The 22,625-nt window shown below is 66.6% G+C and carries 19 protein-coding genes and 1 tRNA gene; 12 read left to right on the top strand and 8 right to left on the bottom strand.

What is annotated here, in order from left to right:
* The 4 genes from ACZK45_RS20635 (at position 1) to ACZK45_RS20620 (ending at position 5,429) form a co-directional block, all read left to right on the top strand.
* The gene (locus ACZK45_RS20635) at positions 1–2,976 is read left to right on the top strand and encodes a TonB-dependent receptor domain-containing protein (protein WP_478445181.1); all 2,976 of its coding nucleotides are present in this window, start codon (positions 1–3) and stop codon (positions 2,974–2,976) included.
* Positions 2,977–3,041: 65 nt separating this feature from the next.
* Positions 3,042–4,397 carry a Gfo/Idh/MocA family protein gene (locus ACZK45_RS20630; RefSeq protein WP_478445180.1) on the top strand — a complete coding sequence of 452 codons (1,356 nt, stop codon included), beginning with the start codon at positions 3,042–3,044 and terminating at the stop codon, positions 4,395–4,397.
* A gap of 154 nt (positions 4,398–4,551) precedes the next feature.
* Positions 4,552–4,971: a hypothetical protein gene (locus ACZK45_RS20625; protein ID WP_006399919.1), complete on the top strand. Its 420-nt coding sequence runs from the start codon at positions 4,552–4,554 to the stop codon at positions 4,969–4,971.
* A complete protein-coding gene (locus ACZK45_RS20620; protein ID WP_121504191.1) occupies positions 4,968–5,429 on the top strand; it encodes an adhesin in 462 nt (153 codons plus the stop codon). The genes ACZK45_RS20625 and ACZK45_RS20620 overlap by 4 nt, the downstream gene beginning before the upstream one ends.
* 51 nt (positions 5,430–5,480) lie before the next feature.
* Here ACZK45_RS20620 and ACZK45_RS20615 read toward each other — a convergent pair.
* Positions 5,481–5,557: transfer RNA gene (locus ACZK45_RS20615), tRNA-Arg, on the bottom strand.
* Between the two features lie 149 nt (positions 5,558–5,706).
* Here ACZK45_RS20615 and ubiA point away from each other — a divergent pair.
* The 3 genes from ubiA (at position 5,707) to ACZK45_RS20600 (ending at position 8,830) form a co-directional block, all read left to right on the top strand.
* Positions 5,707–6,600: a 4-hydroxybenzoate octaprenyltransferase gene (ubiA, locus tag ACZK45_RS20610; RefSeq protein ID WP_478445179.1), complete on the top strand. Its 894-nt coding sequence runs from the start codon at positions 5,707–5,709 to the stop codon at positions 6,598–6,600.
* 371 nt (positions 6,601–6,971) lie between these two features.
* Positions 6,972–8,396 (top strand): short-chain fatty acid transporter, encoded by a 1,425-nt coding sequence (locus ACZK45_RS20605; protein ID WP_346485382.1) that lies wholly within the window; start codon positions 6,972–6,974, stop codon positions 8,394–8,396.
* A 272-nt stretch (positions 8,397–8,668) separates the two neighbouring features.
* Positions 8,669–8,830 carry a hypothetical protein gene (locus ACZK45_RS20600; RefSeq protein ID WP_010482135.1) on the top strand — a complete coding sequence of 54 codons (162 nt, stop codon included), beginning with the start codon at positions 8,669–8,671 and terminating at the stop codon, positions 8,828–8,830.
* Positions 8,831–8,884: 54 nt separating this feature from the next.
* Here the strand turns inward: ACZK45_RS20600 and ACZK45_RS20595 are convergent, their stop codons facing one another.
* Positions 8,885–9,511 (bottom strand): YiiX/YebB-like N1pC/P60 family cysteine hydrolase, encoded by a 627-nt coding sequence (locus ACZK45_RS20595; protein WP_346485384.1) that lies wholly within the window; start codon positions 9,509–9,511, stop codon positions 8,885–8,887.
* A gap of 82 nt (positions 9,512–9,593) precedes the next feature.
* Here ACZK45_RS20595 and ACZK45_RS20590 point away from each other — a divergent pair, with 82 nt between their 5' ends.
* From ACZK45_RS20590 to ACZK45_RS20580, 3 genes are all read left to right on the top strand, one after another.
* On the top strand, positions 9,594–10,106 hold the full coding sequence (locus ACZK45_RS20590; protein WP_478445178.1) for a hypothetical protein: 513 nt from the start codon (positions 9,594–9,596) through the stop codon (positions 10,104–10,106).
* 73 nt (positions 10,107–10,179) lie between these two features.
* Positions 10,180–12,018 carry a M3 family metallopeptidase gene (locus ACZK45_RS20585; RefSeq protein ID WP_478445177.1) on the top strand — a complete coding sequence of 613 codons (1,839 nt, stop codon included), beginning with the start codon at positions 10,180–10,182 and terminating at the stop codon, positions 12,016–12,018.
* 68 nt (positions 12,019–12,086) lie between these two features.
* On the top strand, positions 12,087–13,427 hold the full coding sequence (locus ACZK45_RS20580) for a TPM domain-containing protein (protein WP_478445904.1): 1,341 nt from the start codon (positions 12,087–12,089) through the stop codon (positions 13,425–13,427).
* 1 nt (position 13,428) lies between these two features.
* Here the strand turns inward: ACZK45_RS20580 and ACZK45_RS20575 are convergent, their stop codons facing one another.
* The 3 genes from ACZK45_RS20575 to ACZK45_RS20565 are packed head-to-tail and all read right to left on the bottom strand — an operon-like array spanning position 13,429 to position 16,075.
* On the bottom strand, positions 13,429–14,100 hold the full coding sequence (locus ACZK45_RS20575; protein ID WP_478445176.1) for a VOC family protein: 672 nt from the start codon (positions 14,098–14,100) through the stop codon (positions 13,429–13,431).
* A 54-nt stretch (positions 14,101–14,154) separates the two neighbouring features.
* Positions 14,155–15,234, bottom strand: a complete 1,080-nt coding sequence (locus tag ACZK45_RS20570) for an alpha/beta hydrolase family protein (protein ID WP_478445175.1) — start codon at positions 15,232–15,234, stop codon at positions 14,155–14,157.
* Between the two features lie 13 nt (positions 15,235–15,247).
* Entirely contained in the window at positions 15,248–16,075 is an 828-nt protein-coding gene (locus ACZK45_RS20565) for an AraC family transcriptional regulator (protein WP_478445174.1), read from the bottom strand.
* Positions 16,076–16,275: 200 nt separating this feature from the next.
* On the opposite strand from ACZK45_RS20565, the gene ACZK45_RS20560 reads away from it, so the two are divergent.
* Both ACZK45_RS20560 and ACZK45_RS20555 read left to right on the top strand, forming a co-directional pair.
* Positions 16,276–18,678 (top strand): TonB-dependent receptor plug domain-containing protein, encoded by a 2,403-nt coding sequence (locus ACZK45_RS20560; RefSeq protein ID WP_293792190.1) that lies wholly within the window; start codon positions 16,276–16,278, stop codon positions 18,676–18,678.
* On the top strand, positions 18,678–19,979 hold the full coding sequence (locus ACZK45_RS20555; protein WP_478445173.1) for an aminotransferase class V-fold PLP-dependent enzyme: 1,302 nt from the start codon (positions 18,678–18,680) through the stop codon (positions 19,977–19,979). Before ACZK45_RS20560 ends, ACZK45_RS20555 begins: the two co-directional genes overlap by 1 nt.
* A 223-nt stretch (positions 19,980–20,202) precedes the next feature.
* Here ACZK45_RS20555 and ACZK45_RS20550 read toward each other — a convergent pair whose 3' ends face one another.
* Genes ACZK45_RS20550 through ACZK45_RS20540 form a run of 3 tightly spaced genes read right to left on the bottom strand, consistent with a single transcriptional unit; the run spans position 20,203 to position 22,604 of the window.
* A complete protein-coding gene (locus ACZK45_RS20550) occupies positions 20,203–21,717 on the bottom strand; it encodes an aminotransferase-like domain-containing protein (protein WP_478445172.1) in 1,515 nt (504 codons plus the stop codon).
* A 9-nt stretch (positions 21,718–21,726) separates the two neighbouring features.
* The gene (locus ACZK45_RS20545) at positions 21,727–22,326 is read right to left on the bottom strand and encodes a DUF6436 domain-containing protein (RefSeq protein WP_006399841.1); all 600 of its coding nucleotides are present in this window, start codon (positions 22,324–22,326) and stop codon (positions 21,727–21,729) included.
* A complete protein-coding gene (locus tag ACZK45_RS20540) occupies positions 22,326–22,604 on the bottom strand; it encodes a hypothetical protein (RefSeq protein WP_005414763.1) in 279 nt (92 codons plus the stop codon). Before ACZK45_RS20540 ends, ACZK45_RS20545 begins: the two co-directional genes overlap by 1 nt.
* Positions 22,605–22,625: the final 21 nt, after the last annotated feature.

The following is a 22,625-nucleotide window of genomic DNA, read 5'->3' as shown; positions in this document are numbered from 1 at the left end:
ATGTTGCCCGCACGCCACCACCGCCCCCCCTGTCGTTCGATCGCTCCGCTGTCGCTGGCCATCGCCAGCGTGCTGCTGTCGGTCGCCGTTCCTGCCTTCGCCCAGGAGAGCAAGGACAAGGCCACCGACCTGGCCCGCATCGAGGTCACCGGCTCCAACATCCGCCGCACCGACGTTGAAACCGCTTCGCCGGTGCAGGTGATCAGCAAGCAGGACATCCAGAACATGGGTGCGCGCACGCTGCTGCAGGTGCTCGACAATCTGCCGGCCGCACGCCCGGCGCAGCAGGACGCGCGTTCGCTGTTCACCGGTTCCGACGGTGCTTCGCAGGCCAACCTGCGTGGCCTCGGCGCACAGGGCACGCTGGTGCTGCTGAATGGTCGTCGCCTGTCGTACTACGGTGCGCCGGCAGGATTCCAGACCCAGTTCGTCAACATCGATGCGATTCCGGCTGCGGCCATCGAGCGCATGGAAGTGCTGACTGACGGCGCGTCGGCGGTGTACGGCACCGACGCGGTGGCCGGCGTGATCAACGTGATCACCAAGCGCAACTTCCAGGGCGCCGAGGTCAGCTTCACCAACGACACATCCTCGCGCATCGACTCCTACGGCGAGCGCCAGGCCAGCATCACCGCCGGCTTCGGCGACCTGGCCGAGAACCGCTTCAACATCTACGGCGCGGTGAACATGTACCGCCGCGACGCGATTCCGCTGAGCGACTTCTACGACAAGCGGCCTGACCAGTACTACGTCAACAAGCCGAACTATCTCAACGACCTGCGCCTGGGCGTGGGCAGCAAGCCGGGCGAGTTCAACCCGGGCAGCTACTTCGCCTTCGATCCGGTCACTGGCCGCCGCGTGCAGGAAGCTGCGCCGGGCTGCAAGAACGTGCTGACCAGTGAAGCGGCCGGTCCGCGTTGCGTCTGGGAAACCTGGATGAACAACGAGATCGATGCCGGCGCCAAGTCCGAGCGCAACACCGCCTACCTCAACGGCACCTTCCTGGTGGGTGACAGCACCGAGATCTTCGCCGAGGCGACCTACACCGACATCGACCTGCGCGCCAACGGCGGCACGCCGCGCACCTACGGCACCACCACCGGCAACCCGACCAGCTGGTTCTCGCGCAACACCGGCAACAACGTCAACCAGTTCCTGTACCCGTTCCTGGGCCCGAACAACGAGTACAACCACGCCAGCCCGGAAATGAAGGCGATGATGGGCGGTGTGGTCGGCCTGAATTACCTGTTGCAGGATGCCGGCCCGAACTACTTCGGCCAGCGCAACACCGACAAGAGCTACCGCGTGCTGGCCGGTGCGCGTGGCAACCGGGGTGACTGGAACTGGGAGACCGCGTTCGCCAGCGCCGGTACGCACTCCACCACGTACCAGACGATCAACGTCAACATCAAGGGCTTCGAGAAGGCGTTCGGCCCGTACTCGATCGATCCGGGCACCGGCCGCGTGATCATCTCCGACCACCCGGCGTACAAGTTCGGCGAGATCAGCGAAGCCAACGCCGCACTGATCCGTGAAGCGTTCCCGACCTTCGACATCCAGTCGTGGACACGCCTGCACACCCTCGACGGCAAGATCGAAGGCCCGCTGTTCCAGCTGCCGGCAGGTGAAATGCGCGCCGCGTTCGGCTTCAACGCCAGCCGCGAAACCTTCTACACCCCGGGCAACGCCGATGCGGCCAACGGCCTGATTTCCCAGCAGGGCGGCTCGTGGTTCGACGGCAAGCGCAATACCTACGCGCTGTTCGCCGAGACCGTGGCGCCGATCACCGACAAGCTGGAACTGGACGCGGCGGTGCGCGTGGACAAGTACCCGAACTTCAGCGCCAACGTCGCGCCGAAGATCGGCTTCAAGTACCAGGCGTTCGACCAGCTGATGCTGCGCGGTACCTACTCGACCGGTTTTCGTGCACCGAGCCTGGCCGAATCCGGCAATGGCGGCGTGTTCGCGCAGCTGGGCGGCTACCGCGACGAGCTGCGCTGCAACGAGACCAACGCCATCGCCAACCTGCTGCTGAAGTCGCAGCGGCCGGGTGATGTCGATCTGGGCAAGACCATGCTGAACGTCGATTGCAGTCGGACCGTGGCCCGCATGACCCAGCCGAACAAGGACCTGAAGCCGGAGAAGGCGAAGATCGCCACCCTCGGCTTCGTCTACGAGCCGGCAACCTGGCTGTCGGTGTCGGCCGACTACTGGTTCATCTACCGCGACAATGAAATCGTCGCGCCGGACTACCGCCGCATGGAAGACATCATCTCCTCGTCGCGTTCGCCGATCACCGACAGCGACCGGGCCAACCTGGCGCAGCTGGCGGCGATGTGTGCCGACCCGGCCAGCGGCGTGAACTGCCCGTCGGCACTGCCAGGCTATTCCGCCGGCAACGTGGCCAGCGTGGTGGGCCAGTACAAGAACCGTGGCAAGACGCTGATCGACGGCTTCGACATCGACGCGCGCAGCCGCTTCTCGCTGGGTGACTGGGGCAACCTGAACATCGGTCTGGCTGCCACCATCGCCAACCGAAACCGCTTCTACATGGACGAAGCGAGCGGCTGGTACTACGGCGACGTGGTGGGCTACTACAACAACCCGCGCCTGCGTGCCACGCTCAACGCCGACTGGACCTACAAGCAGGTCACCACCAGCATGTTCGTCAACTATGTGGGCGGCACCAAGTGGGCCACCGACCAGGTCGACGAAAAGAGCAACAACAAGGAAACCTGCACCGGCGGCTACCTGGCCCTGCAGAAGAGCAAGTGCGACGGTGCACCGTCGTGGTGGACCGCCAACATGAGCGTCACCTGGCGCCCGGATGATGCGTGGAATCTGAGCTTCACGGTCAAGAACCTGTTCAACCGCCTGCCGTTCTACGACCCGAACAGCTTCCTGGGTGACTCCAGTGACTACGCAACGATCTTCGGTCGTGGTTACAGTGTGACCATCGGCTACCGGTTCAAGTAATTCCGTTTGCGTGACCTGGCGTGCCGGCTTCGGTCGGCACGCTGCCAAGAGGAGAGATGTTTGCCATGAAGCGTAGGGAATTCATCGCGGCCAGCGCCGCTGTCGCCGCCAGCAGCCTGCTGCCGCAGACCCCGGCCTGGGCACGCGGGCGCAAGGTGCGCCTGGCCATGATCGGTACCGGCATGCGTGGCCTGGTGCTGCTGAAGGAACTGGTGCGCCGCGACGACGTCGAGGTGGTCGCCGTCTGCGATATCGAGCCGATCATGCTCGGCCGCGCCGTGGAGATGGTCAGCAAGGCCGGCAAGCCGGCACCGAAGACCTTCGGCCAGGACCGCGACACCAATGCCTGGAAGCGCCTGCTGGAACAGAAGGGCATTGATGGCGTGATCATTGCCACGCCGTGGGAGTACCACGCGCCGATGGCGATTGCTGCGATGCAGGCCGGCGTGGCAGTGGGTTGTGAAGTAGTGGCCGGCATCACCCTGCAGGATCACTGGGACGTGCTGAAGACCCAGCTGAGCACCGGCACCCCGTACATGCTGCTGGAGAACGTCTGCTACCGCCGTGACGTGATGGCCGCGCTGCAGATGGTGCGCCAGGGCCTGTTCGGCGAGCTGGTGCACCTGCAGGCCGGCTACCAGCACGACCTGCGCGGTGTTAAGTTCAATTCCGGTGACCCGAACCAGCCCTACGACAGCGGCGTGGAGTTCGGTCCCAAGGGCTGGAGCGAAGCCCGCTGGCGCACCGAGCATTCGGTGGAGCGCAATGGTGAGCTCTACCCCAGCCACGGCATCGGCCCGTGCGCGATGTACACCGGCATCAACCGCGGTAATCGCTTCACCCACATCAACGCCTTTGCGACCAAGGCGCGCGGCCTGCACGAATACACCGTGGCCAAGAGTGGCGGCACCACCCATCCCAGCACCAAGGTGAAGTTCAAGCTGGGCGATATCGTGACCACCACGCTGGCCTGCGAGAATGGCGAGACCATCCTGCTGCAGCACGACACCTCGCTGCCGCGCCCGTACTCGATGGGCTTCCGCGTGCAGGGCACCAAGGGCCTGTGGATGGATGTGAACCATTCGATCCACATCGAAGGCCGCAGCCCGCCGCACCAGTGGGAAGAGTTCAAGAAGTACCAGGACGAGTACGAGCACCCGCTGTGGAAGCAGAATGCCGAGACCGCTGCCAGCGCTGGTCATGGTGGCATGGACTGGTTCGTCATTCATGCCTTTGTGGAAGCGCTGAAGGCCAACGCACCGATGCCGATCGACATCTATGACGCAGTGACCTGGAGCGCGATCACCCCGCTGAGCGAGCAGTCGATCGCCAACAGCTTCCAGACGCTCGAGTTCCCGGACTTCACTGGCGGCGCGTGGAAGCAGCGCAAGCCGATTTTTGCGTTTGACGGCAAGTACTGATCCGCTCTTGTAGAGTCGAGCCATGCTCGACTGTTTTGAACACAACGCCGGGCCATGCCCGGCGTTGCTGTTTGCGGCGCCCCCTAACAGGCCCATGCTAGGCTCGGCTTCGTGCCCGGCAGTTGATGTCAATCGACAGAGAGGAGCTTGCCTGATGCGCCTGCTGACCTTCACCTGTCCACTTTGCGGCGCTGCCGGGCAGCGATTCCCGCTGCTTTCCGCATCGAGACGGCAGGCGAAGACGGCATGCAGGGGATGTGGCGTGATGCTGCGCTCGGATCCCCGCTTGGGCCTGCACACGCTCTACCTGCTGTATACGCAGATCATCGTGCTGCTGGCTGCATTGCCCATGATCTGGGCCTATGCCTTGGGCCGATGGTTCTGGTTGGCTGTGATCTGGGCCGTGGTGCTGGCGTTGTGCTGGTTCCCCGGCGTAATCAGGCACGCACGAAGTCCGATCATGCGCGCCTGCCGCGATCCGGATTACAGCTACGCGCGCAGGCCGGGTGCTTCCACTACGCGCGCTGCTGCAAACGCTGGGCAGGGTAGCGACGTGCCAGGTGCCAGCCCATGATCCGGCCGATCATTGCCCTCCTGACCGCAAGCCTGGCCGCGTGTGCATCGCACCCAGCCGATGCCGTGCAGTGCCCCGAGGCCACGATCACCTACATCGGCAGTGAAACTGTGGATGCCGTGGTCCTTGGCAGGTTCCAGATCAGTACGGAGGGATCGCAGGCACTACGACTGCCACTGGCCAGCGTGGATCGGCAGGCGCATGCACACGCGGTATCGACCGATATCCGCGACGAACACGGTCTGGCCTGGCGTCCCTTCAGTGTTGTTCTGGAAGAGCTCAAGCCGCCGGCTGCGGACCTGGTGGTTGCACGTGGTGAGATTGAAACCTTCCTGTACGACGGCAAGGGCGCCTTCCTGCCCGGTGCGGTGCAGAAAGGGCAGGAGCTTTCCATCGTCGTGCGCGATCTTCAAGGTTGCGCACATCGCTCAATGCCGTTCGCTCCTGAGCTGCGTTGACGTGGAAGCGCAAGCGAGAGGCCAGGAGTGACGGGTACGAGCAGGGGAAGATGGCGCGCCCGGAGGGATTCGAACCCCCGACCAATGGCTTCGGAAGCCACTACTCTATCCGGCTGAGCTACGGGCGCGTTGTAGAACCGCCGCGCCACCGACCAGTGCCGGAGCGGGCATCGCAGCGCCATGAAGCGGTGCGGGACCGGCATTCTATCCAGTTTCGCCGAACAAATCTCCCCCCATGGGCAAAGCCCTGCCGGAGGGGCAGGAGTATCCTATCGCCATGGCTGATACCCCCCTCACTTCGCCGCAGTCGCCGGCGACGCCGCGTTGGCGGCATTACTGGAGTCTGATGCGCGCTGATCGCCCGATCGGCACGCTGCTGCTGCTGTGGCCCACCTGGTGGGCGCTGTGGCTGGCCGCCGGCGGCCTGCCGCCGCTTTGGAACCTGTTCGTGTTCACCGCCGGCGTGTGGCTGACCCGCTCGGCCGGTTGCGTCATCAACGACTACGCCGACCGCTGGCTGGATCCGCATGTGGAGCGTACCAAGGCGCGTCCGCTGGCCACCGGCGCAATCAGCGGCCGTGCCGCGCTGGCACTGTTTGCCGTGCTGATGCTGGTGGCGTTCGGCCTGGTGCTGACCCTGAACGGGCTGACCATCGGCCTCAGCTTCATCGGCGTGTTCCTGGCCGCCAGCTACCCGTACCTGAAGCGCTACACCCATCTGCCGCAGGTCTACCTGGGCATGTCGTTCGGCTGGGGCATCCCGATGGCGTTCGCCGCCGTGCAGGGCGAGGTGCCGCTGCTGGGCTGGCTGTTGTATGCCGGCAACATCCTGTGGTCCACCGCCTACGACACCTGGTACGCCATGGTCGACCGCGAGGACGATCTGAAGATGGGCTCGCACTCCACCGCGATCCTGTTCGGTGACCTCGACCTGGTCATCCAGGGCGTGCTGTACGCGCTGTTCCTGGCCACGATGGCGCTGGTCGGCGTGCGCGGCGGGTTGGGTGGGTACTACCTGGCCGGCGTGGCGGTGGCCACCGTTCTGGTGGTGTACGAGTTCTGGATCTGCCGCAACCGCGAGCGCGGCCCGTGCTTCAAGGCGTTCCTGCACAACAACTGGGTGGGTGCCGCGCTGTTCGCCGGCATCGCCGTGGACCTGGCGCTGCGTTGAGCCCAAGGTGAGGTAGAGCCGGCCGCTGGCCGGCTGCACCCGTGCGCGATCCCGAGGTTGCCGGCCAGTGGCCGGCACTACCGCCTTCCACCACCTGCGATGATGCCTGGATCTGGTAGAGCCGGCCGCTGGCTAGCTGCACCCGTATGCGATCCCGAGGTTGGCAGCCAGCGGCCTACACTACCGCCTTCCACCACCTGGGATGATGCTTGGATCTGGTAGAGCTGGCCGGCTGTAGCTGCACCCGTGTGCGATCCCGAGGTTGCCGGCCAGCGGCCGGCACTACCATTCCGCCACCTACGACCAATAGGTGGCTGACAGCCTGCACCTCACCGCCCAGAATCGATCCATCGAACCTGGGAGGGTAGGCGATGGCCTCGACGGCAGCAGTACAGGACGGCTGGATGGCGCGCGCTGCGCTGCGCTCGGCCGCCTGGGCGGAAAAGTGGTTCCCCGATGCGTACGTGTTTGCGGTGCTGGGCGTGGTCATCGTCGCGCTGGCGGCGATGGGCTTCGGCTCGACCCCGCAGGCCACCGCCAGCGCCTTCGGTGATGGCTTCTGGAGCCTGATTCCCTTCACCATGCAGATGGCCTTCGTGGTCATCGGTGGCTATGCCGTGGCCACTGCACCGGTGGTCGCACGCTTCATCGATTTCCTCGCCCGGGTGCCGCGCACCGGCCGTGGTGCGGTGGTGTACGTGGGCTTGGTCAGCATGCTCGCCTCACTGCTCAGCTGGGGTTTCTCGCTGGTGTTCGGCGGCCTGCTGGTGCGCGCGTTGGCGCGCCGTACCGAACTGCGCATGGACTACCGCGCGGCCGGTGCCTCGGCGTATCTCGGTCTGGGTGCGGTGTGGGCGATGGGGCTGAGTTCCTCGGCCGCGCAGCTGCAGGCCAACCCGGCCAGCATGCCGCCGGGACTGGTCGAGATCACCGGCGTCCTGCCGTTCACCGAAACCATCTTCCTGTGGCAGTCGATCGCGCTGACCTCGGTGCTGATCCTGGTTTCGCTGCTGATCGCCTGGCTGACCGCACCGGCTGCCGGCAGTGCGCGTACCGCTGAGGATTTCCCCGGCGCCGCGCAGGCCGAGCCGGAACCGCTGCAGCGCCGCACGCGCCCGGGTGAGTGGCTGGAATACAGCCCGCTGCTGACTGTGCTGCTCTCGTTGCTGGCGCTCGGTTGGCTGTTCAACGAGTTCGCCAACAAGCCGGTGGTCACCGCCATCGCCAACCTCAATACCTATAACTTCATGTTCATTTCGCTGGGCCTGCTGCTGCACTGGCGGCCGCGCAGCTTCCTCAACGCGGTGGCCAAGGCGGTGCCCAGCACCACCGGCGTGTTGATCCAGTTCCCGCTGTACGGTGGCATCGCGATGATCCTCACCCATGCTGCCGGCGGCGATGGGCAGACGTTGGCGCACCGCCTGTCGAGCCTGTTCGTACACGTGGCCAGCACCGATACCTTCGCACTGGTGATGGGCGTCTATTCGGCGGTGCTGGGCTTCTTCGTGCCCTCCGGCGGTGGCAAGTGGATCATCGAGGCGCCGTACGTGATGCAGGCCGCCAACGAACTGAAGGCACACCTGGGCTGGGCGGTGCAGGTCTACAACGCGGCCGAAGCGCTGCCGAACCTGATCAACCCGTTCTGGATGCTGCCGCTGCTGGGCGTGCTGGGCCTGAAGGCACGCGACATCGTGGGCTTCACCTTCATCCAGCTGCTGGTGCACATTCCGTTGGTGCTGGGCCTGCTGTGGCTGCTGGGCATGACCCTGGCGTATGTGCCACCGGTGATGCCCTGAAAGCAGGGTTGGCTTCCCTGCGTGCGTTGGGAAGCCAACCTTGTTCAGCGCGTGTTTCCGGCGGCGAACGCCATGAATGCGTGCAGGCTGACGATGGCATGAGCACATGCCGAACCCGCATGAATCCTTCAGCCGCTTGTGCCACAAGGGCTTCTGCGCGTTCATTCACAGGCGTACACACAGATGTAGCCGCCCACCCACGCGTGATTAACCATTCGCTGCAGACGATGGCCACGTCCACCGCATTCCGCGAGTGGCTTTGGAGATCGGACATGGCACAGCAGAACCAGAACCCGAACCAGAAACAGCAGGGCCAGCAGAACCAGCAGGATCAGCAGCAGGGCCGTGGCCGCGACCAGCAGCAGCAACAGCAGCAGGAACAGCAGAAGCGCAACCAGAACCAGCAGCAGGGCGGACACGACGAAGAAGAATGACCGCGTTGCATGTGCAACGTGACCGGCGAAGCCCCGCCCCGTGCGGGGCTTTGCTTATTCCAGCATGCCGATGCGCTGCAACACCGGCGCCGCCGACATGTCGTTCGGATTGGTGCCGGGCTGATCCTGCGGCACCTCCATGCCCATGCCGCGGTACAGATCAATCCAGTGCTGGGCGATCTCCCCGGTCTGCGGGTTACGGAAATTCATCGGCTGCAATGCGAACACGTGGTGCGCACGGAAGGCGCGTTCGATGAAGTCCGAGCAGTAGTAGCTGTCCTCGTTCAACACATACGACGTGTTGTACGGCTTGCCCAGCATCGTGCGCGCGGTGGCGACCGCATCCTTGATCGCTGCCTGCTGCGGCACGCGCAGGCGATAGACCACGATCTGCCGCTGCTTGGCGCGCGCTTCCTGGCGGAATTCGACCAGCGATTGCCGGCGCGATCCTTTCTCGTCTGCATGCAATACCTCCCAGCCCTTCGGCGCGGAAGCGACCAGCGCGACGTGATCGAAGCTGGGCGCGCCCTGCTTGCCGGTGGCATCGTCGATGGCCGCACTGAGACCGCTGCGGCCGGCAGTGACGAACAGCAGGTCGCCTTCGTGGACATCGACGGCCCTCGCCACCGCCGGCCACAGGGCGGGCAGCAGCAGGCCGATCAGGAGCAGGAGGCGATGCATGAGCATTCTCGGACAGGCGGAATGCCTGAATTGTAGGGTGCGCGGTAGCATGGAGCGACCGGACCGGATTCAGGATGAGCCCATGTGTCGATACCGTTCTGCCGCAGTGCTGATGCTCGCCTGCGCCGTGGTGCTGGTTGCCTGCGCGCCAGTGCCGCAGGCACCGCAGACCGCGACCGAAGCCTCACCTGCCGCAGCGGCGCTGGCGACCACCCCCGCCGAGCCCACAGCTGTGGCTGCACGCGGTGACTGCCCCTACCCGGAATTCGATACGTTCCTGAAGCATTTCGGCAACGAGATCGCGTTGCAGGAAAAAGCCACCGCCGATCCGCTGCTGGACAGCTACATCGATGCCGAGGCCGAGCCGGAACCGCGCAAGGTGGAAAGCCGGCTGGCGCTGGCCGATGTCGAGTGGCCGGTGATGCCTGACCCCGTCGCACTGGCCGGGCAGGGCCGCGAAATGCAGGTCAGCCCCCTGGCCGATGGACAGCGGCAGGTGCAGATCCGTACGCCGGACAGCAGCGACCAGCAGACCTATACCTTTGCGCAGGCGCCGTGCTGGACGCTGGTCAAGCGTGAGGATGAGTCGATCTGATGGCTGATCCGGCACAGGCGCGGCGGGCCAGCGGCTGCTAGGCTCGATCCCTGGTCCAGGCAGGGAGACGCCGATGCAGGCTTTCAGGAAGCGCACCACCACCGCCGCCATTGCCGCCGTATTGGCGATAGCCCCCTTCAGCGGCGCGCAGGCACAGTCGGTGCATGCCGATGACCGCACCTACTTCGCCAGCGCCGCGTCCGAACAGACCGCGCGCGACGCGCTGGGCAAGCGCGTCGAGGCCCTGCAGCAGGCGTCCACCCTCGCACCGGCGGAACGCTTCCAGCAGGCCGAGGCACTGGAGGCGCAGTGCCTGCGGCATCTCGGCTACCTGCATCTGCAGTCCGCCCGCAACGCGCGCGATCTTCGCCCGGCACAGGCGATGGAGCAGGCAGCGGGGCTGTGCAGCCGCATCGCTCGCAGTGGTCGCGCCGCACTGCGCGAGGCGCCCGCAGATGCGGCGTGGGCAGCACCGTATGGCTTCCTGCGCACTCGGGCGCTGAAGGAGGCTGCCACCCCGGCCAACGCCGCGCTGGATGAGGCCGTGGAGGCACTGGCCGATCCGGCGCTGGACAGCTTCGCGCGCCTGCGCGGGCAGATCCTGCGCAGCGCCGAGTATCCGCAGATCGAGCACGGCGGTCGTCACTGGGACACCGGACGCGACAAGCAGCTGCTGGCCCAGCAGCCCGACCGCGCCCTGCGCGAGGCCGGCTGGAAGGGCTACTGGCAGGGGCTGCACTCGCGCCGTGAGCCGATGGCCTCGGTGCTGCTGGGGCTGGTGCAGGTGAATGACGCCGCCGCACGCCTGCAGGGTGACGGCTCGGCGCCGGCATATGGCTACCAGCGCATGGGCCTGGATACTGCCGCAGTGGATGCAACGCTGGTGGCGATCGAACAGCACGCCGGGGACCGCCATGCCTACCAGGACATGCTGCTGCGCCACGCTGCGCGATCCGGCATCGACGCGCCGCAGATCTGGGATACCACCGTGCCCGATGCCGGCTATACGCCACCAGTGCTGACATTGACGCAGCTGCGTGACAATGCCGCCGATGCCATGCAGCACCTGGGGCCGGCGTACGTCGCCGAACTGCGCGCGCTGCTCGATCCGGCCAACCAACGCATGGATCTGGCCACCGAACGTGGTGACCGCAGCCAGGACGCGTTCCCGGTGAGCGCTCCCGGTGTGCCGGCAATGCTGTTCGTTGGCCTGCGCCGTGGTGATCTGGAAAGCGACGTCGAGATCGCCCATGAAGCCGGTCATGCCGCGCACGGCGAGTGGATGCAGCGCGGTCATGCGTCGCCGCTGCAGCGCAATGGCAGCCAGTGGCTGACCGAGGCGTTCGCGATCTACAACGAGCTGCGCTTCCGCGACCAGCTGTACCAGCAGGCAGAGGATCCGCGCGCCAAAGCCTATTACCTGAAATCGCTGCTGGACGACATGGTGCTGCAGCTGTTCACCTCTTCCGAGGAAGCGCAGCTGGAGCAGTCGATCTATCGGGGCGTGGCCGCCGGCACGCTGGGCACCGCCGATGACCTGGACGCGCTGACCGGGCAGGTGCTGGCGCGCTTCGGCCAGCAACCGGAGCGCTACCCGCAGCTGCGCAACACCTGGATCGGCAAGCGCCTGATGTATGAAGACCCGAACTATCTGGTGAACTACCTGTATGCGGGGCTGCTGGCCGTGCAGTTGTATGTGCAGGACCAGCGCGACCCCGAAGGGTTCCGTGAGCGCTATCTTGCCGTGCTTGGCGAGGGCTTCGACCGCGCGCCGAACGAGCAGGTGGCGCAACTGCTGGGGCACGCGCCTGACTGGGCGGCCCTGGTGGATGCCGATCTGCAGGTGTTCAACCAGACGGCGGCGCAGCTGCAGGCGCTGCATGCGCAGATCGAGGCAGGGCAGGGTACGTGAACCCGGCGCGCCCCTTGCAGCAGGCGGCCGCCACCGTGTGGCTGCTGTTGCTGCTGTGCCTGCTGCCCATGGCGGCGACGGCGGTCACCCCGATACCTGCGCTGGACGATCCGGTGGTGGATGCCGCCAACGCGTTGTCCGCCGACACCCGCGCCACGTTGCGCAGGCAGGCGCTGCAGCTGCAGGCGCGGAAAGGTGCACAGCTGCAGGTGCTGGTGGTACCCAGCGTGGGCAGCGAAGGCATCGAGGCCTATGCACAGCGGGTGTTCGATCAGTGGCAGCTGGGGCGCGCCGGTGTCGACGATGGTGTGCTGCTGTTGGTGGCGGTGCAGGACCGCCGCGTGCGCATCCAGACCGGCTATGGCCTGGAAGGAGCGCTACCGGACGCGTACGCCGCTCGCATCATCGACAACGCGATCGTGCCGCGCTTCCGTGAGGGCGATGTCGACCAGGGCGTGCTCGATGGCACGAAGATCATGGTGGCGCTGATCGATGGCGAGGACCTGCCGGCATGGGAAGAACCGTCGGCCAGCAACGTGCTGCCTGCGGACTGGCGACGTGCAGACTCGGTGGTGGCGTTGACCCTGCTGGCCGGTTTCCTGGCCGGGCTGTGGCGCTCGCCGCCGCCCCTCCCGCCGGCGAAGACCGAGGACGATTTCAGCGGCAGCCGTCGGGAGCGGCGGCGCAAGGCACTGGCCGCCAATGCATCGGCACCAAAACCAACCTGGCCGACCTTGCCGGCCTGGGGGCGTCCGATGCTGCTGACAGGGGTGATTGCCGCAGGCGCGCTGTCCGTGGCGTTGCTGCTGCCACGCCACCTGCTGCCGGGCCTGTGCTTCGTGATGGTGCTGGGCGTGCCGGTGGCGGCCCTGCTCGGCTGGTGCTGGCGTCGCAGCCGCGGGGTGCGCGTCGTCCTGTGCGGCATGCTGGTGCTCAGCGCAGTCTTCCTGGTACAGGCGCTGCTTCGTGGCCAGCTGCCACCGAGCCTGGCCCGACACCTGCTGCTGCAGGCCGCCGCGGGCGTTGTCACCCTGATGGTGTTCCTGCTGGTGCAGGCCTGCCGCACACGCTGGAAGAAGAATCGCGGCAGCTTCGTCGTGCGCATGACGGTGCTGGTGCTGTTGACCCTCGGCTATGCCGCGGGCGCGTTGCTGGCGATCCATCGTGCCGAAGGTGACGATCCACGGCTGCTGGCAATGATCGTGTCCGGGGTGTGCGGCGTACTGCTGTACTTCGTGTGGTTGTTCACCATGCTGCCGGGCGAGCGCGCACGTGGCCGGGTTTCATCCTCCCGCGAACGCACGTCGTCCCGTTCGTCGTCCTCGTCGAGTTCGTCGTCGAGCAGTTCCAGCAGCTGGTCTGGAGGCGGCGGCCGCAGCGGCGGCGGCGGCGCGTCCGGCAGCTGGTAGTTCAGGTCGCCTGTACCCGCCAGCCGAGCGCGGCGTCCTCCACAACACCCGGGCCGGCGACGTCGCCGACCTGCAGCTGCAAGCCGCGCGCGTTCGGCAGGTCCTTCTGCTCGGGGAACCAGCGACGATCCGCCGCAACCACGATCAGCAGGCCCTCGTCGTCGCCCATCGGCGCGAACTGCGGCGACGGCGGGCTGATCGGTTGCAGGCCGAACCGCAGGCTGGACTGTTCGCGCACAGCGTCGACGTCGTGGCTGGGCAGGCCGACTTCGCTCAGGCAGGTCAGTTCGCTGCCGTGGAACGCACCTTCGCGCGCGCTGGCCGGCAAACGGCGGCGGCCGATCAGTTCCAGGATCAGGCCGTCAGGGCCAGTGAAGTACACCGACTGCGACTGCCAGCTGCTCTCCAGCGCGAAGTAGTCCAGTCCCGCCGGATTGCGTTGCAGCGGCGTGCGCTCACGCAACCAGGTCATCGCCTCGCTGAAGCGGTTGTCCGGTACGTTGAAGGCCAGGTGAACGCCACCGACCGGACGTCCTTCAGTGGGCTGCAACTCGATCGTGCTCCAGCCGATGTGCACATGATTGCCGACCACGCGCTGCTGCAGCACATCGTGGAAATACGCGGCGACGGTGGTGACGTCGGACACTGGCAGGGTGAGGTGAAGCAGGCGCATGGCCGATCCTCCGTGGATGCGCCCACTGTAGCGCCGGGCCATGCCCGGCGGCCACTACCGCAGTGCTTCGGCGAAGAATCGCACCGCGGCATCCACTGCCTGCGCGTGGGTGTCCGCCTTCGGAACCGAACTGCTGCAGAGCTCGGGCAGCCTCTGCACACCAACCGCTGTACAGGCCGCCAGGAAGTCGTAGTGACCGACATCCGGCAGACGCTGCAGCACAGCGCCCGGAATCAGTGTCTGTGCAGCCTCGCCATTGCTCTTCGGTTGCGCAACCGTGTCAGCCTCGCCCAGCACGATCGACACTGGCTGCCTCAGCGAGGACAGCTGCTCGGGCGCGAACGCCTGCGCGATCGCGGGTGCCAGCAGGAATGCCGCACGCACGCCGGGGATCGCGCGCGAGTCGTTGGCGTGGGAGATCCAGGGAGACATCGCGGGTGAGCCCGCAGCGGCAACACGCGCGTCCATCGTGTGCGTGGCGGTTTCCTGTTGTGGCCGGCAGACGCCGTCATCCGGGTGCGCGCGGCAGAAGGCCAACAGCCGCTGCAGGTCGGGGCGTGCACCGGCGGCCAGCAGCGCGGTGTAGCCTCCGGCCGAGAACCCGGCCACACCCAGTCGCTCAGGGTCGACATGCGGACCCAGCAGCGGATCGGCCTGTATTGCAGCGAGTGCCGCGCGCAGGTCATCCGCACGCAACCAGCTCAGTACGCTGCCGGGCAGGGTCATCTCGTCCACGCCGTTGTTGCCGGGATGATCGACCGCGATTACCAGATACCCGGCGCGCGCCAATGCCGTGCCCAACCAGCCCATCATGCGCGCGCTGCCGCCGTTGCCGTGGGAGAGCAGCAGGGTCGGCAGGCGCTTGCCCGCGATCGGGGCATCCGTGGCTGAGCGGCCGACGTCGAACAGCGGCGCATCGGGCGGACCGATGGTCAGGGCGGTTTCCGTGCTGCCAGCGGGCGCGGGATACCAGACCGTGTAGCGCAGGGCGTCGCGATGCTGCGCATCGCGAACCGCGGCGCTGGCCACTGTGGTGGTGCCGTGGCGTTCGCCTGCCTTCCAAGGCTCGCCAGCGCTGGCGGCCCCCGCGGAGGCCATCAGCATCATTCCCATCACAGTGGCTGTCATGCGCATCCTCAACTCCTTGTCAGCGTGGGCGTTCGTCCACCGGCAGCCAGATTTCCACGCCGCCGTTGCCGCTGTGCTCATCGAAACGCATGTCGTAGCGTTCCAGATCGGGGGCATCGGCCAGGCTGAGCCCGGAGCCGGGCAGGTAGTGATCCAGCAGCCAGAACCAGGTCGAGCGGATGGTCGAGATGTGCCCCCCGTGCCAGGCCACCAGGTAGCGGCGCGGCGGAATGTCCACGCGTTGCCAGTGCGCAGGTACGCTCGGCACCGCGCTGGCCGGCAGTGCGGCGATGTAGTCGAAGCCGCCATCGTCATCACTGTTGCAGCACACGCCGAAGCTGATCGGTGCCGGCGTCGGCCATTCCCGGTTGAGCTGCGCCCACTGTCCGGGTATCGCACCGCCGCTGTCGCGGGTATGCCGCATGCCGATACCCGCGACCTGGAAGGCAGGGGTATCGAGCAGGCGCGGCGCTTCACCGCAGGCAGTCGGCGCATCGTCCACGCGGATCGCCTGCACCAGCGCCAGCCCATCGGTGCCTTGTTCGCGTACCCGCTCCGGGGTCTGCCCGAACTGTTCGCTGAAGGCGCGGGTGAACGCGGCATGGGTGGTGTAGCCCGCGCCCAGTGCCACCTGCAGGATGTCGCCCGCCCCGTTGGCCAGCCGCTGCGCGGCAGCGGTCAGGCGCCGTCCCCGCAGATAACGCACCACCGAGGTGCCGGTGCGGGCCTGGAACAGGCGCGACAGATGGAACGGCGAAAGCCCCGCTGCGGCGGCAATATCGGCCAGTGCCAATGGCCGGTCCGCATGGGTTTCGATGTACCACAACGCCTTGCCTGCCGCGCTCATCCTTCCGTTCCCCGAATCCAATGCCGGCACAGTAGCGGATCGGCAGGCGCCGCGTTTAGCAGTTCTTGCGCTCCAGCGGCATCAAGCTGTCGCACTGACGTCATGGCTCCTTCACAGATCGCGCCGAGACTGCGCGCCTTGTCCACGCCTGTTGTGTCCGAGCAGGTGCTGGCCCTGTCGCGTCCTCCCGGAGCCCTGCCGTGCATCGTTCGAAGCTTTCGCGTTCCATCCTCCTCGCCCTTTCCATGGCCAGCGCAGGAGGCGCGATCGCAGCGGAGGCCGATGCGGTCGATGCCCCGGCGGGCAGCCGTGCGGCGCCCACCCAGCTCGATGCGATGCTGGTCACCGGCACCCGCGCCTCCAACCGCACCCAGTTCGAAACGTTGGCGCCGGTGGACGTGTTCACCAAGGAAGATATCAAGTCCGTTGAATCCACCGACCTGAAGGACGTGCTGGCGCAGCTGGTGCCGTCGTTCGTGGTGCAGCGCCTGCCGATGGCGGACGGTCAGGTGTTCGTGCGCCCGGCCACGCTGCGTGGCCTGTCGCCGGATCAGACGTTGGTGCTGGTCAACGGTCGTCGCTTCCACCGCAGCGCGCTGCTCGGCAACCGTGGCGCGCAGGCGGCCGATCTGGCACAGATTCCGACCAGTGCGATCAAGCGCATCGAAGTGCTGCGCGATGGTGCGTCGGCGCAGTACGGCTCGGACGCCATCGCCGGCGTCATCAACATCATTCTCGAGGATGGCCCCGGTACCGAGATCACCGCCGGCTACTCGCAGTACGCGCAGGGCGATGGCGCCTCGCGCGATTTCAGCGCACGCACCGGCTGGTCGCTGGGTGACTACGGCAGCCTGGTGCTGTTCGCCGAATCGTCCAACTCCGACGCCACCTCGCGCACCCGCCAACGCCCCGATGCCATTGCCTTCCAGGCCGCGCATCCGGATCTGGACGTGCCCAACCCGGTACAGCGCTGGGGCCAGCCGGAACTGGAAAGCCGCCGTGTCGGCTTCAACGTGAAAGCCAATGCCAATGACACGCTGGAGCTGTATGCGTTCGGCCTGTACAGCCACAGCGATGGCGTCAGCGATTTCAACTGGCGCAATCCGGACACCACCACCGGTGCCTACCGCACCACGGCGATCTTCCCCGGCTGGAACCTGCGTTCGATCTATCCGGTGGGCTTCAGCCCGCAGTACGGCAACGTCCAGAACGACCTGCAACTGGTCGGTGGCCTGCGTGGCGAGATCACCCCGAAGCTGCGCTGGGATGTCAGCGCCTCGTATGGCCGCAACGCCATCGACTACAGCCTGAAGAACTCCATCAACGCCTCGCTCGGCCCGGCCAGCCCGACCGCATTCGATCTCGGCCGCCTGACCCAGACCGAGAAGAACGCCAACGCCGACTTCAACTACGAGTGGGATGTGGCTGCGCTGTCCAAGCCGATCAACGTCGCCTTCGGTGGTGAGTTCCGCCAGGAGACCTACCAGGTGCGCGCGGGTGATCCGGCTTCGTACGCGGTGGGGCCGGGCGCAGCGGCGGGCCTGGAAGCCAACTCCAACGGCGCGCCGGGCTTCTCGGCCAGCCAGGCCGGGCAGTGGAGCCAGCGCAGCAAGGCCGCCTACGTGGATATGGAAGTGCCAGTGGGTGAGCGTTGGAGCATCGGTGCAGCCAGCCGCTACGAGGACTTCTCCAGCTTTGGCAGCACGCTGGACGGCAAGCTCTCGGCGCGTTTCGCGATTACCCCGGACGTAGCCCTGCGCGGTACGGTGTCCACTGGCTTCCGTGCACCGACCCCGGCGCAGCTCAACACCACCAGCACCACCCAAGGCCTGGATACGCGCACGCTGCAGATCTTCACCAGTGGTCGTCTGTCGCCGAACGATCCGCTGGCGCAGCTGCTCGGTGCCAGGCCGCTGAAGCCGGAGGAATCGCGTACCGCGTCGCTGGGCCTGACCTGGCGCACCGACCTGGGCCTGTCCGGTTCGGTCGACGTCTACCAGATCAAGCTCACCGACCGCTTCAGCCAGTCGGCCAGTTTCGCCATTCCGGCTGGTACTCCCAATCCGCTGGGCTATACCTCGGTGAACTACTTCACCAACGACTTCGATACCACCACCACCGGCGTGGACGTGGTCGGCAACTACCTGCGCGACCTCGGCGCGGGTCGCATGACGCTGACCCTGGCCTACAACTACAACCGCACCCGCGTGGACAACGGCAGCACCTCGGTGGCCACCAACGAGACCCAGCGCGTGCTGTTTGAAGACCGCCTGCCCGAGCACAAGGGCAGCCTGACCGGCAGCTGGGATGTCGGCGCCTGGTCGCTGATGGCGCGCATGCGCTACTACGGTGCCTGGACCGACGCCAGCGGCAATGCGGTGGGCGATATCTACCAGCGCTTCGGCGCGATGAGCTTCCTCGACCTGGCCGTGGGCTATCGCATCAACGAGCACCACAGCCTGCGCGTGGGGGCCGACAACGTGCTGGACCGCTATCCGGATGAGGCGGTGTTCCAGGCCAGCCGCGGCCTGGTCTACTCGCGGAACGCGCCGTACGACACCGATGGTGCCAACCTGTACGCGCAGTACCGGTTGAGCTTCTGATGGACCGCACGCGCCGCTCCCTGCTGCGTGCCGGCACCCTGCTGCCCGCCGCAGCCGCACTGTCTTCACTGCCCGCCATGGCTGCCACGCGTTACGCTGCGCCCATGCAGATTCCCGCAACGACCGTGGCGCCGGACGTGCTGGCCCGCGATGAAGGCTATTGGGCCTCCGTGGCCAGTCACTTCGATATCACCGATGAAGTGAACCACCTGGAGAACGGCTACTGGGGTGCGATGGGCCGCGAGACGCTGGCCAGTTACCAGCGCCACACCGCCGAGGTGAATCGCGGCAACGCCTGGTATGGTCGCCGCGAGTTCCCGGCGCAGTACATGGCGGTGCAGCGGCAGGTGGCCGAGCTGCTGGGCGTGGGCGTTGATGAAATCGCACTGACCCGTGGTGCCACCGAGGCGATGCTGGCGCTGATCGGCGGCTACAACCGCCTGCAACCCGGCGACCAGGCGCTCTACGCCGACATCGACTACGACAGCATGATCGGGGCGATGCGCTGGTTGCAGCAGCGTCGCGGCGTGCAGGTCGAGCGTATCGCGCTGCCGGCGGTGCCGGACCACGCGCAGATCCTGCAGGCGTATGAGGACGCATTCGCGCGGTTGCCGCGTCTGAAGCTGGTGCTGCTGACCCAGGTCAGCCATCGTCATGGACTGGTGCTGCCGGTGGCCGAGATCGCCGAACGTGCGCGTGCACGTGGTATCGACGTGATCGTCGATGCGGCGCATGGGTTCGGCCAGATCGACTACGCGGTGCCGCAGCTCAAGGCTGATTTCGTCGGCATCAATCTGCACAAGTGGATCGGTGCGCCGGTCGGCGTCGGCGCGATGTACGTGCGCAAGGGCCGTGTGGCCGATCTTGACCCGTACATGGGGGAGACCGACGACGGCCGCGTGGGCAGCCGCGTGCATACCGGTACGGTCAACTTCGCCGCCTACCTGGCGCTGCCGGAAGCGATTTCCCTGCACCAGCGTATCGGTGTAGCCAACAAGCAGGCGCGCCTGCGTTACCTGCGCGAGCGCTGGACGCTGCCGGCGCGGCAGATCGCACATATCGAAGTGCTGTCCTCACCGGATCCGGCGTTGGCGAGTGCATTGGCCAGCTTCCGCCTGCGCGGGCGTACCAGCGTGGCCGACAACATCGCGCTGCAGAAGCGCCTGCTGGATGAGCATCGCGTGTTCACCACCCATCGCGACGGGTTGGAGTCCGGCGCGTGCGTGCGGGTGACACCGTCGGTGTTCACCCGGCCGGAGCAGATGGATGCGCTCGTGCAGGCGCTGGACGCGCTGGCCTGACCCTGCTTTGGTGGGTGCCAACCTTGGTTGGCACATTCCGCACGTGCCGGGGAATCTTCCGCCGGGCATGGCCCGGCGCTACCGATCCTCCTCCAGCCTGGTGGGTGCCGACCGTTGGTCGGCACATTCCATCCACGCATGGCGTGCACGGGCATTGCCAACCAAGGTTGGCATCTACCGAAGCGGGTCCCGTAGAACCACGCCATGCGTGGATGCTCTCCACCTACCGCTCGATGGCCGGCAACGCATCCGACAGCAACAACCGGTCGATCCTCCGCAGCGCACTTTCCAGCTGCCGTCGATCCGCCGCCAGTCCCAGCGACAGCCGCACGCCACTCTGATGCAATACCCCCGGCGGGCAGAATGCCGATGACGGCGCGATCGCCAGCCCCTGCAGCTGTGCGGTACGCACCAGGGTGGCATCGGTCCACGGTGCCGGTATCCGGCACCAGGCATGCAGGCCTTCAGCGCGCTGCAGCAGCGAAGGCGCAAGCAGATATCGCGCCAGTCGCACGCGTTCGCGCGCCTCGGTGCGCACCTGCGCCAGCAGTGACTGTGCCGAACCATCCAGCAGCAGCTGGCTGGCCAACGCCGATACCAGCGGATGGCCCATCAACCGCGTTGCTCGCAGTGCGGCCGTCATCGCCTCGGCATGCGCCGCGCTCGGGCAACGCACGAAGGCGGTGCGCAGGCCGGGGCTGATCACCTTCGACAGCGTCGCCACGTAGAACACCTGACGCGGTGCAAGGGTTGCCAGCGGTGTCGGCGCATCTTCGGCGAGATGCCAATAAGGATCGTCTTCGATCGCCAGCAGGCCTTCGCTTTCCAGCACACGCGCCAGCGCTTCGCGCCGATGCAGCGGCAGGGTCAGTGCGGTCGGGTTCTGGCAGGTGGGATTGAGATAGACCAGGCGCGCACCGCTTTCGCGTGCCAACCGCGCCAGCGCCTCGGGGCACATGCCGTGCTCGTCGCTGTCCACCGGCAGCAAGCGCCGCCCCAGTGCGGCGGCCGCCTGCAGCAGGCCCGGATAGACCAGCGCATCGCACAGGATCGCGTCGTCGTCGCGTCCCTGGCTGACCAGGATCGACGCCAGCGCCACCTGTGCACCTTCGGTCAGCAGCAGGCAGGCATCGTCCACCTTTCCCAGCATCGGCTGCAGCCAGCGCGCCGCTGCGTGGCGGTCGGTCGGGTTGCCGCCACCCAGGTGATAGGTCATCAGGTTCGGTGCGTTGCTGCGTGCGAGTACGGCGGCCGCGCCACGCCGCAGCGTCTCGGCCAGCGCATCGGCGTCGGGCACTGGCGGTACGTTCATGCTCAGGTCCACCACCTGGTCGAAGCCAGCCTTGGGCGGTGCGATGAAACTGCCCTGCGGACCGCGCGCCTCGATCAGGCCGCGTTTGCGTGCTTCATCGAAGGCCCGCGTTACCGTGGTCAGGTCGATACCGAGCTGCTGCGCCAACGCGCGCTGCGAGGGCAGGCGCTGTCCCGGTGCGAGACCACCGCGGCGCACCGTGCGTTCCAGCGAATTGACGATGCGTAGGTAGATCGGCCCGTTGTGCGCGAGCACGTCCTGCACCCATTCGCGGGCTGCGACATCCGGTCGCGGCATGTACGGAGCATGTCGGGGCGTATCGTTGCTTCCAACGGCGGGAGCCTGTCCATAACCATCGGTCGGTTCGGACAGGTGACCGCCGTTGTTGTTTGCGGCGGCCACACCGGCCAGCGTCAGTGATGTCATTGCGCGTCCTCAGCGCTTGGCCTGCCAGGGGCAGTAGCAGCCCACGGCAAGCAGTCCTTTCGGGCGCACGGTCTCGCCGCGTACCAGTCTGTCCAGCAGTGGTTCGACGAAGCTGTTGGCCGAATTGCAGACCATGCCGATGCTGTACGGGCCGGCGTACGCCAGGTGGCCGTGCCGGTCCCAGATGGCCACGGCGGGGCTGGCCGGGATGTGTTCGATGCCATCAATGGTCGGCAGGTTGATCACCTTGTTGCGCAGCGGCTCGGGCAGCTCGCCCTGCGTACCCGGGCGGCGGATCGCATAGAAGTCGATGCCGGCGCGGCGGTACATGCTGATCAGGTAGCTCAGGTGCGCACCGGTCTCGCGATTGCACACGCCGCAGGCCGGGTCCCAGAAATGCACCACGCGGATGCGGCCGGTATCACCGGCCAGGTCGGCCGGCAGGCGCAGCTGCGAATCGTCGAAGACGATGGCCTGTTCGGTGAAGGTGGACTGCGCGCTGTAGCCGAAGTACTGCCACAGCGCAGCCGCGACGCCGGCCATGAACAGGCAGGCGAGGGCGATCATCGTCGGCAGCAGCCAGCGGCGACGCGGCGCGGCTGCGCCCATCAGGAATCTTCCCGGCCGAACTTGTGCACGTACTGCTTGCGCATCTCGCGGCAGGAATCGGCCTGAGCGCGGCGCTGGATCTCGCTACGCGACGGATCCTCGCTGCGCTGCACGCATTGCTCGATGGCGTGGCGTTCGGCGGCCTGTACGTCCACGGTCTGTGGCTGCAGGCAGACCCAGGCCAGCGCGGCCAGCATCAGCACCACAAAGCCACCGCACCCGGCCATCACCAGGTGGAACTTCAGTTTCTCGGCGCGCATCGATGCACGTCCCTTCATCCATACATTGCATACAAAATA

This window comes from Stenotrophomonas sp. 63632_Sma, assembly GCF_056482875.1.
This window is presented reverse-complemented; position numbering and strand designations above follow the sequence as displayed.

Coding starts and splice junctions, on each gene's coding strand:
- ACZK45_RS20565 (WP_478445174.1), bottom strand. CDS start 16,075: ATGAGCGCGGCAGGCAAGGCGTTGTGGTACATCGAAACCCATGCGGAC.
- ACZK45_RS20605 (WP_346485382.1), top strand. CDS start 6,972: ATGGCCTCGACGGCAGCAGTACAGGACGGCTGGATGGCGCGCGCTGCG.
- ACZK45_RS20620 (WP_121504191.1), top strand. CDS start 4,968: ATGATCCGGCCGATCATTGCCCTCCTGACCGCAAGCCTGGCCGCGTGT.
- ACZK45_RS20635 (WP_478445181.1), top strand. CDS start 1: ATGTTGCCCGCACGCCACCACCGCCCCCCCTGTCGTTCGATCGCTCCG.
- ACZK45_RS20590 (WP_478445178.1), top strand. CDS start 9,594: ATGTGTCGATACCGTTCTGCCGCAGTGCTGATGCTCGCCTGCGCCGTG.
- ACZK45_RS20545 (WP_006399841.1), bottom strand. CDS start 22,326: ATGGGCGCAGCCGCGCCGCGTCGCCGCTGGCTGCTGCCGACGATGATC.
- ACZK45_RS20630 (WP_478445180.1), top strand. CDS start 3,042: ATGAAGCGTAGGGAATTCATCGCGGCCAGCGCCGCTGTCGCCGCCAGC.
- ACZK45_RS20555 (WP_478445173.1), top strand. CDS start 18,678: ATGGACCGCACGCGCCGCTCCCTGCTGCGTGCCGGCACCCTGCTGCCC.
- ACZK45_RS20600 (WP_010482135.1), top strand. CDS start 8,669: ATGGCACAGCAGAACCAGAACCCGAACCAGAAACAGCAGGGCCAGCAG.
- ACZK45_RS20540 (WP_005414763.1), bottom strand. CDS start 22,604: ATGAAGGGACGTGCATCGATGCGCGCCGAGAAACTGAAGTTCCACCTG.
- ACZK45_RS20570 (WP_478445175.1), bottom strand. CDS start 15,234: ATGCGCATGACAGCCACTGTGATGGGAATGATGCTGATGGCCTCCGCG.
- ACZK45_RS20585 (WP_478445177.1), top strand. CDS start 10,180: ATGCAGGCTTTCAGGAAGCGCACCACCACCGCCGCCATTGCCGCCGTA.
- ubiA (WP_478445179.1), top strand. CDS start 5,707: ATGGCTGATACCCCCCTCACTTCGCCGCAGTCGCCGGCGACGCCGCGT.
- ACZK45_RS20575 (WP_478445176.1), bottom strand. CDS start 14,100: ATGCGCCTGCTTCACCTCACCCTGCCAGTGTCCGACGTCACCACCGTC.
- ACZK45_RS20550 (WP_478445172.1), bottom strand. CDS start 21,717: ATGACATCACTGACGCTGGCCGGTGTGGCCGCCGCAAACAACAACGGC.
- ACZK45_RS20595 (WP_346485384.1), bottom strand. CDS start 9,511: ATGCATCGCCTCCTGCTCCTGATCGGCCTGCTGCTGCCCGCCCTGTGG.
- ACZK45_RS20580 (WP_478445904.1), top strand. CDS start 12,087: ATGGCGGCGACGGCGGTCACCCCGATACCTGCGCTGGACGATCCGGTG.
- ACZK45_RS20625 (WP_006399919.1), top strand. CDS start 4,552: ATGCGCCTGCTGACCTTCACCTGTCCACTTTGCGGCGCTGCCGGGCAG.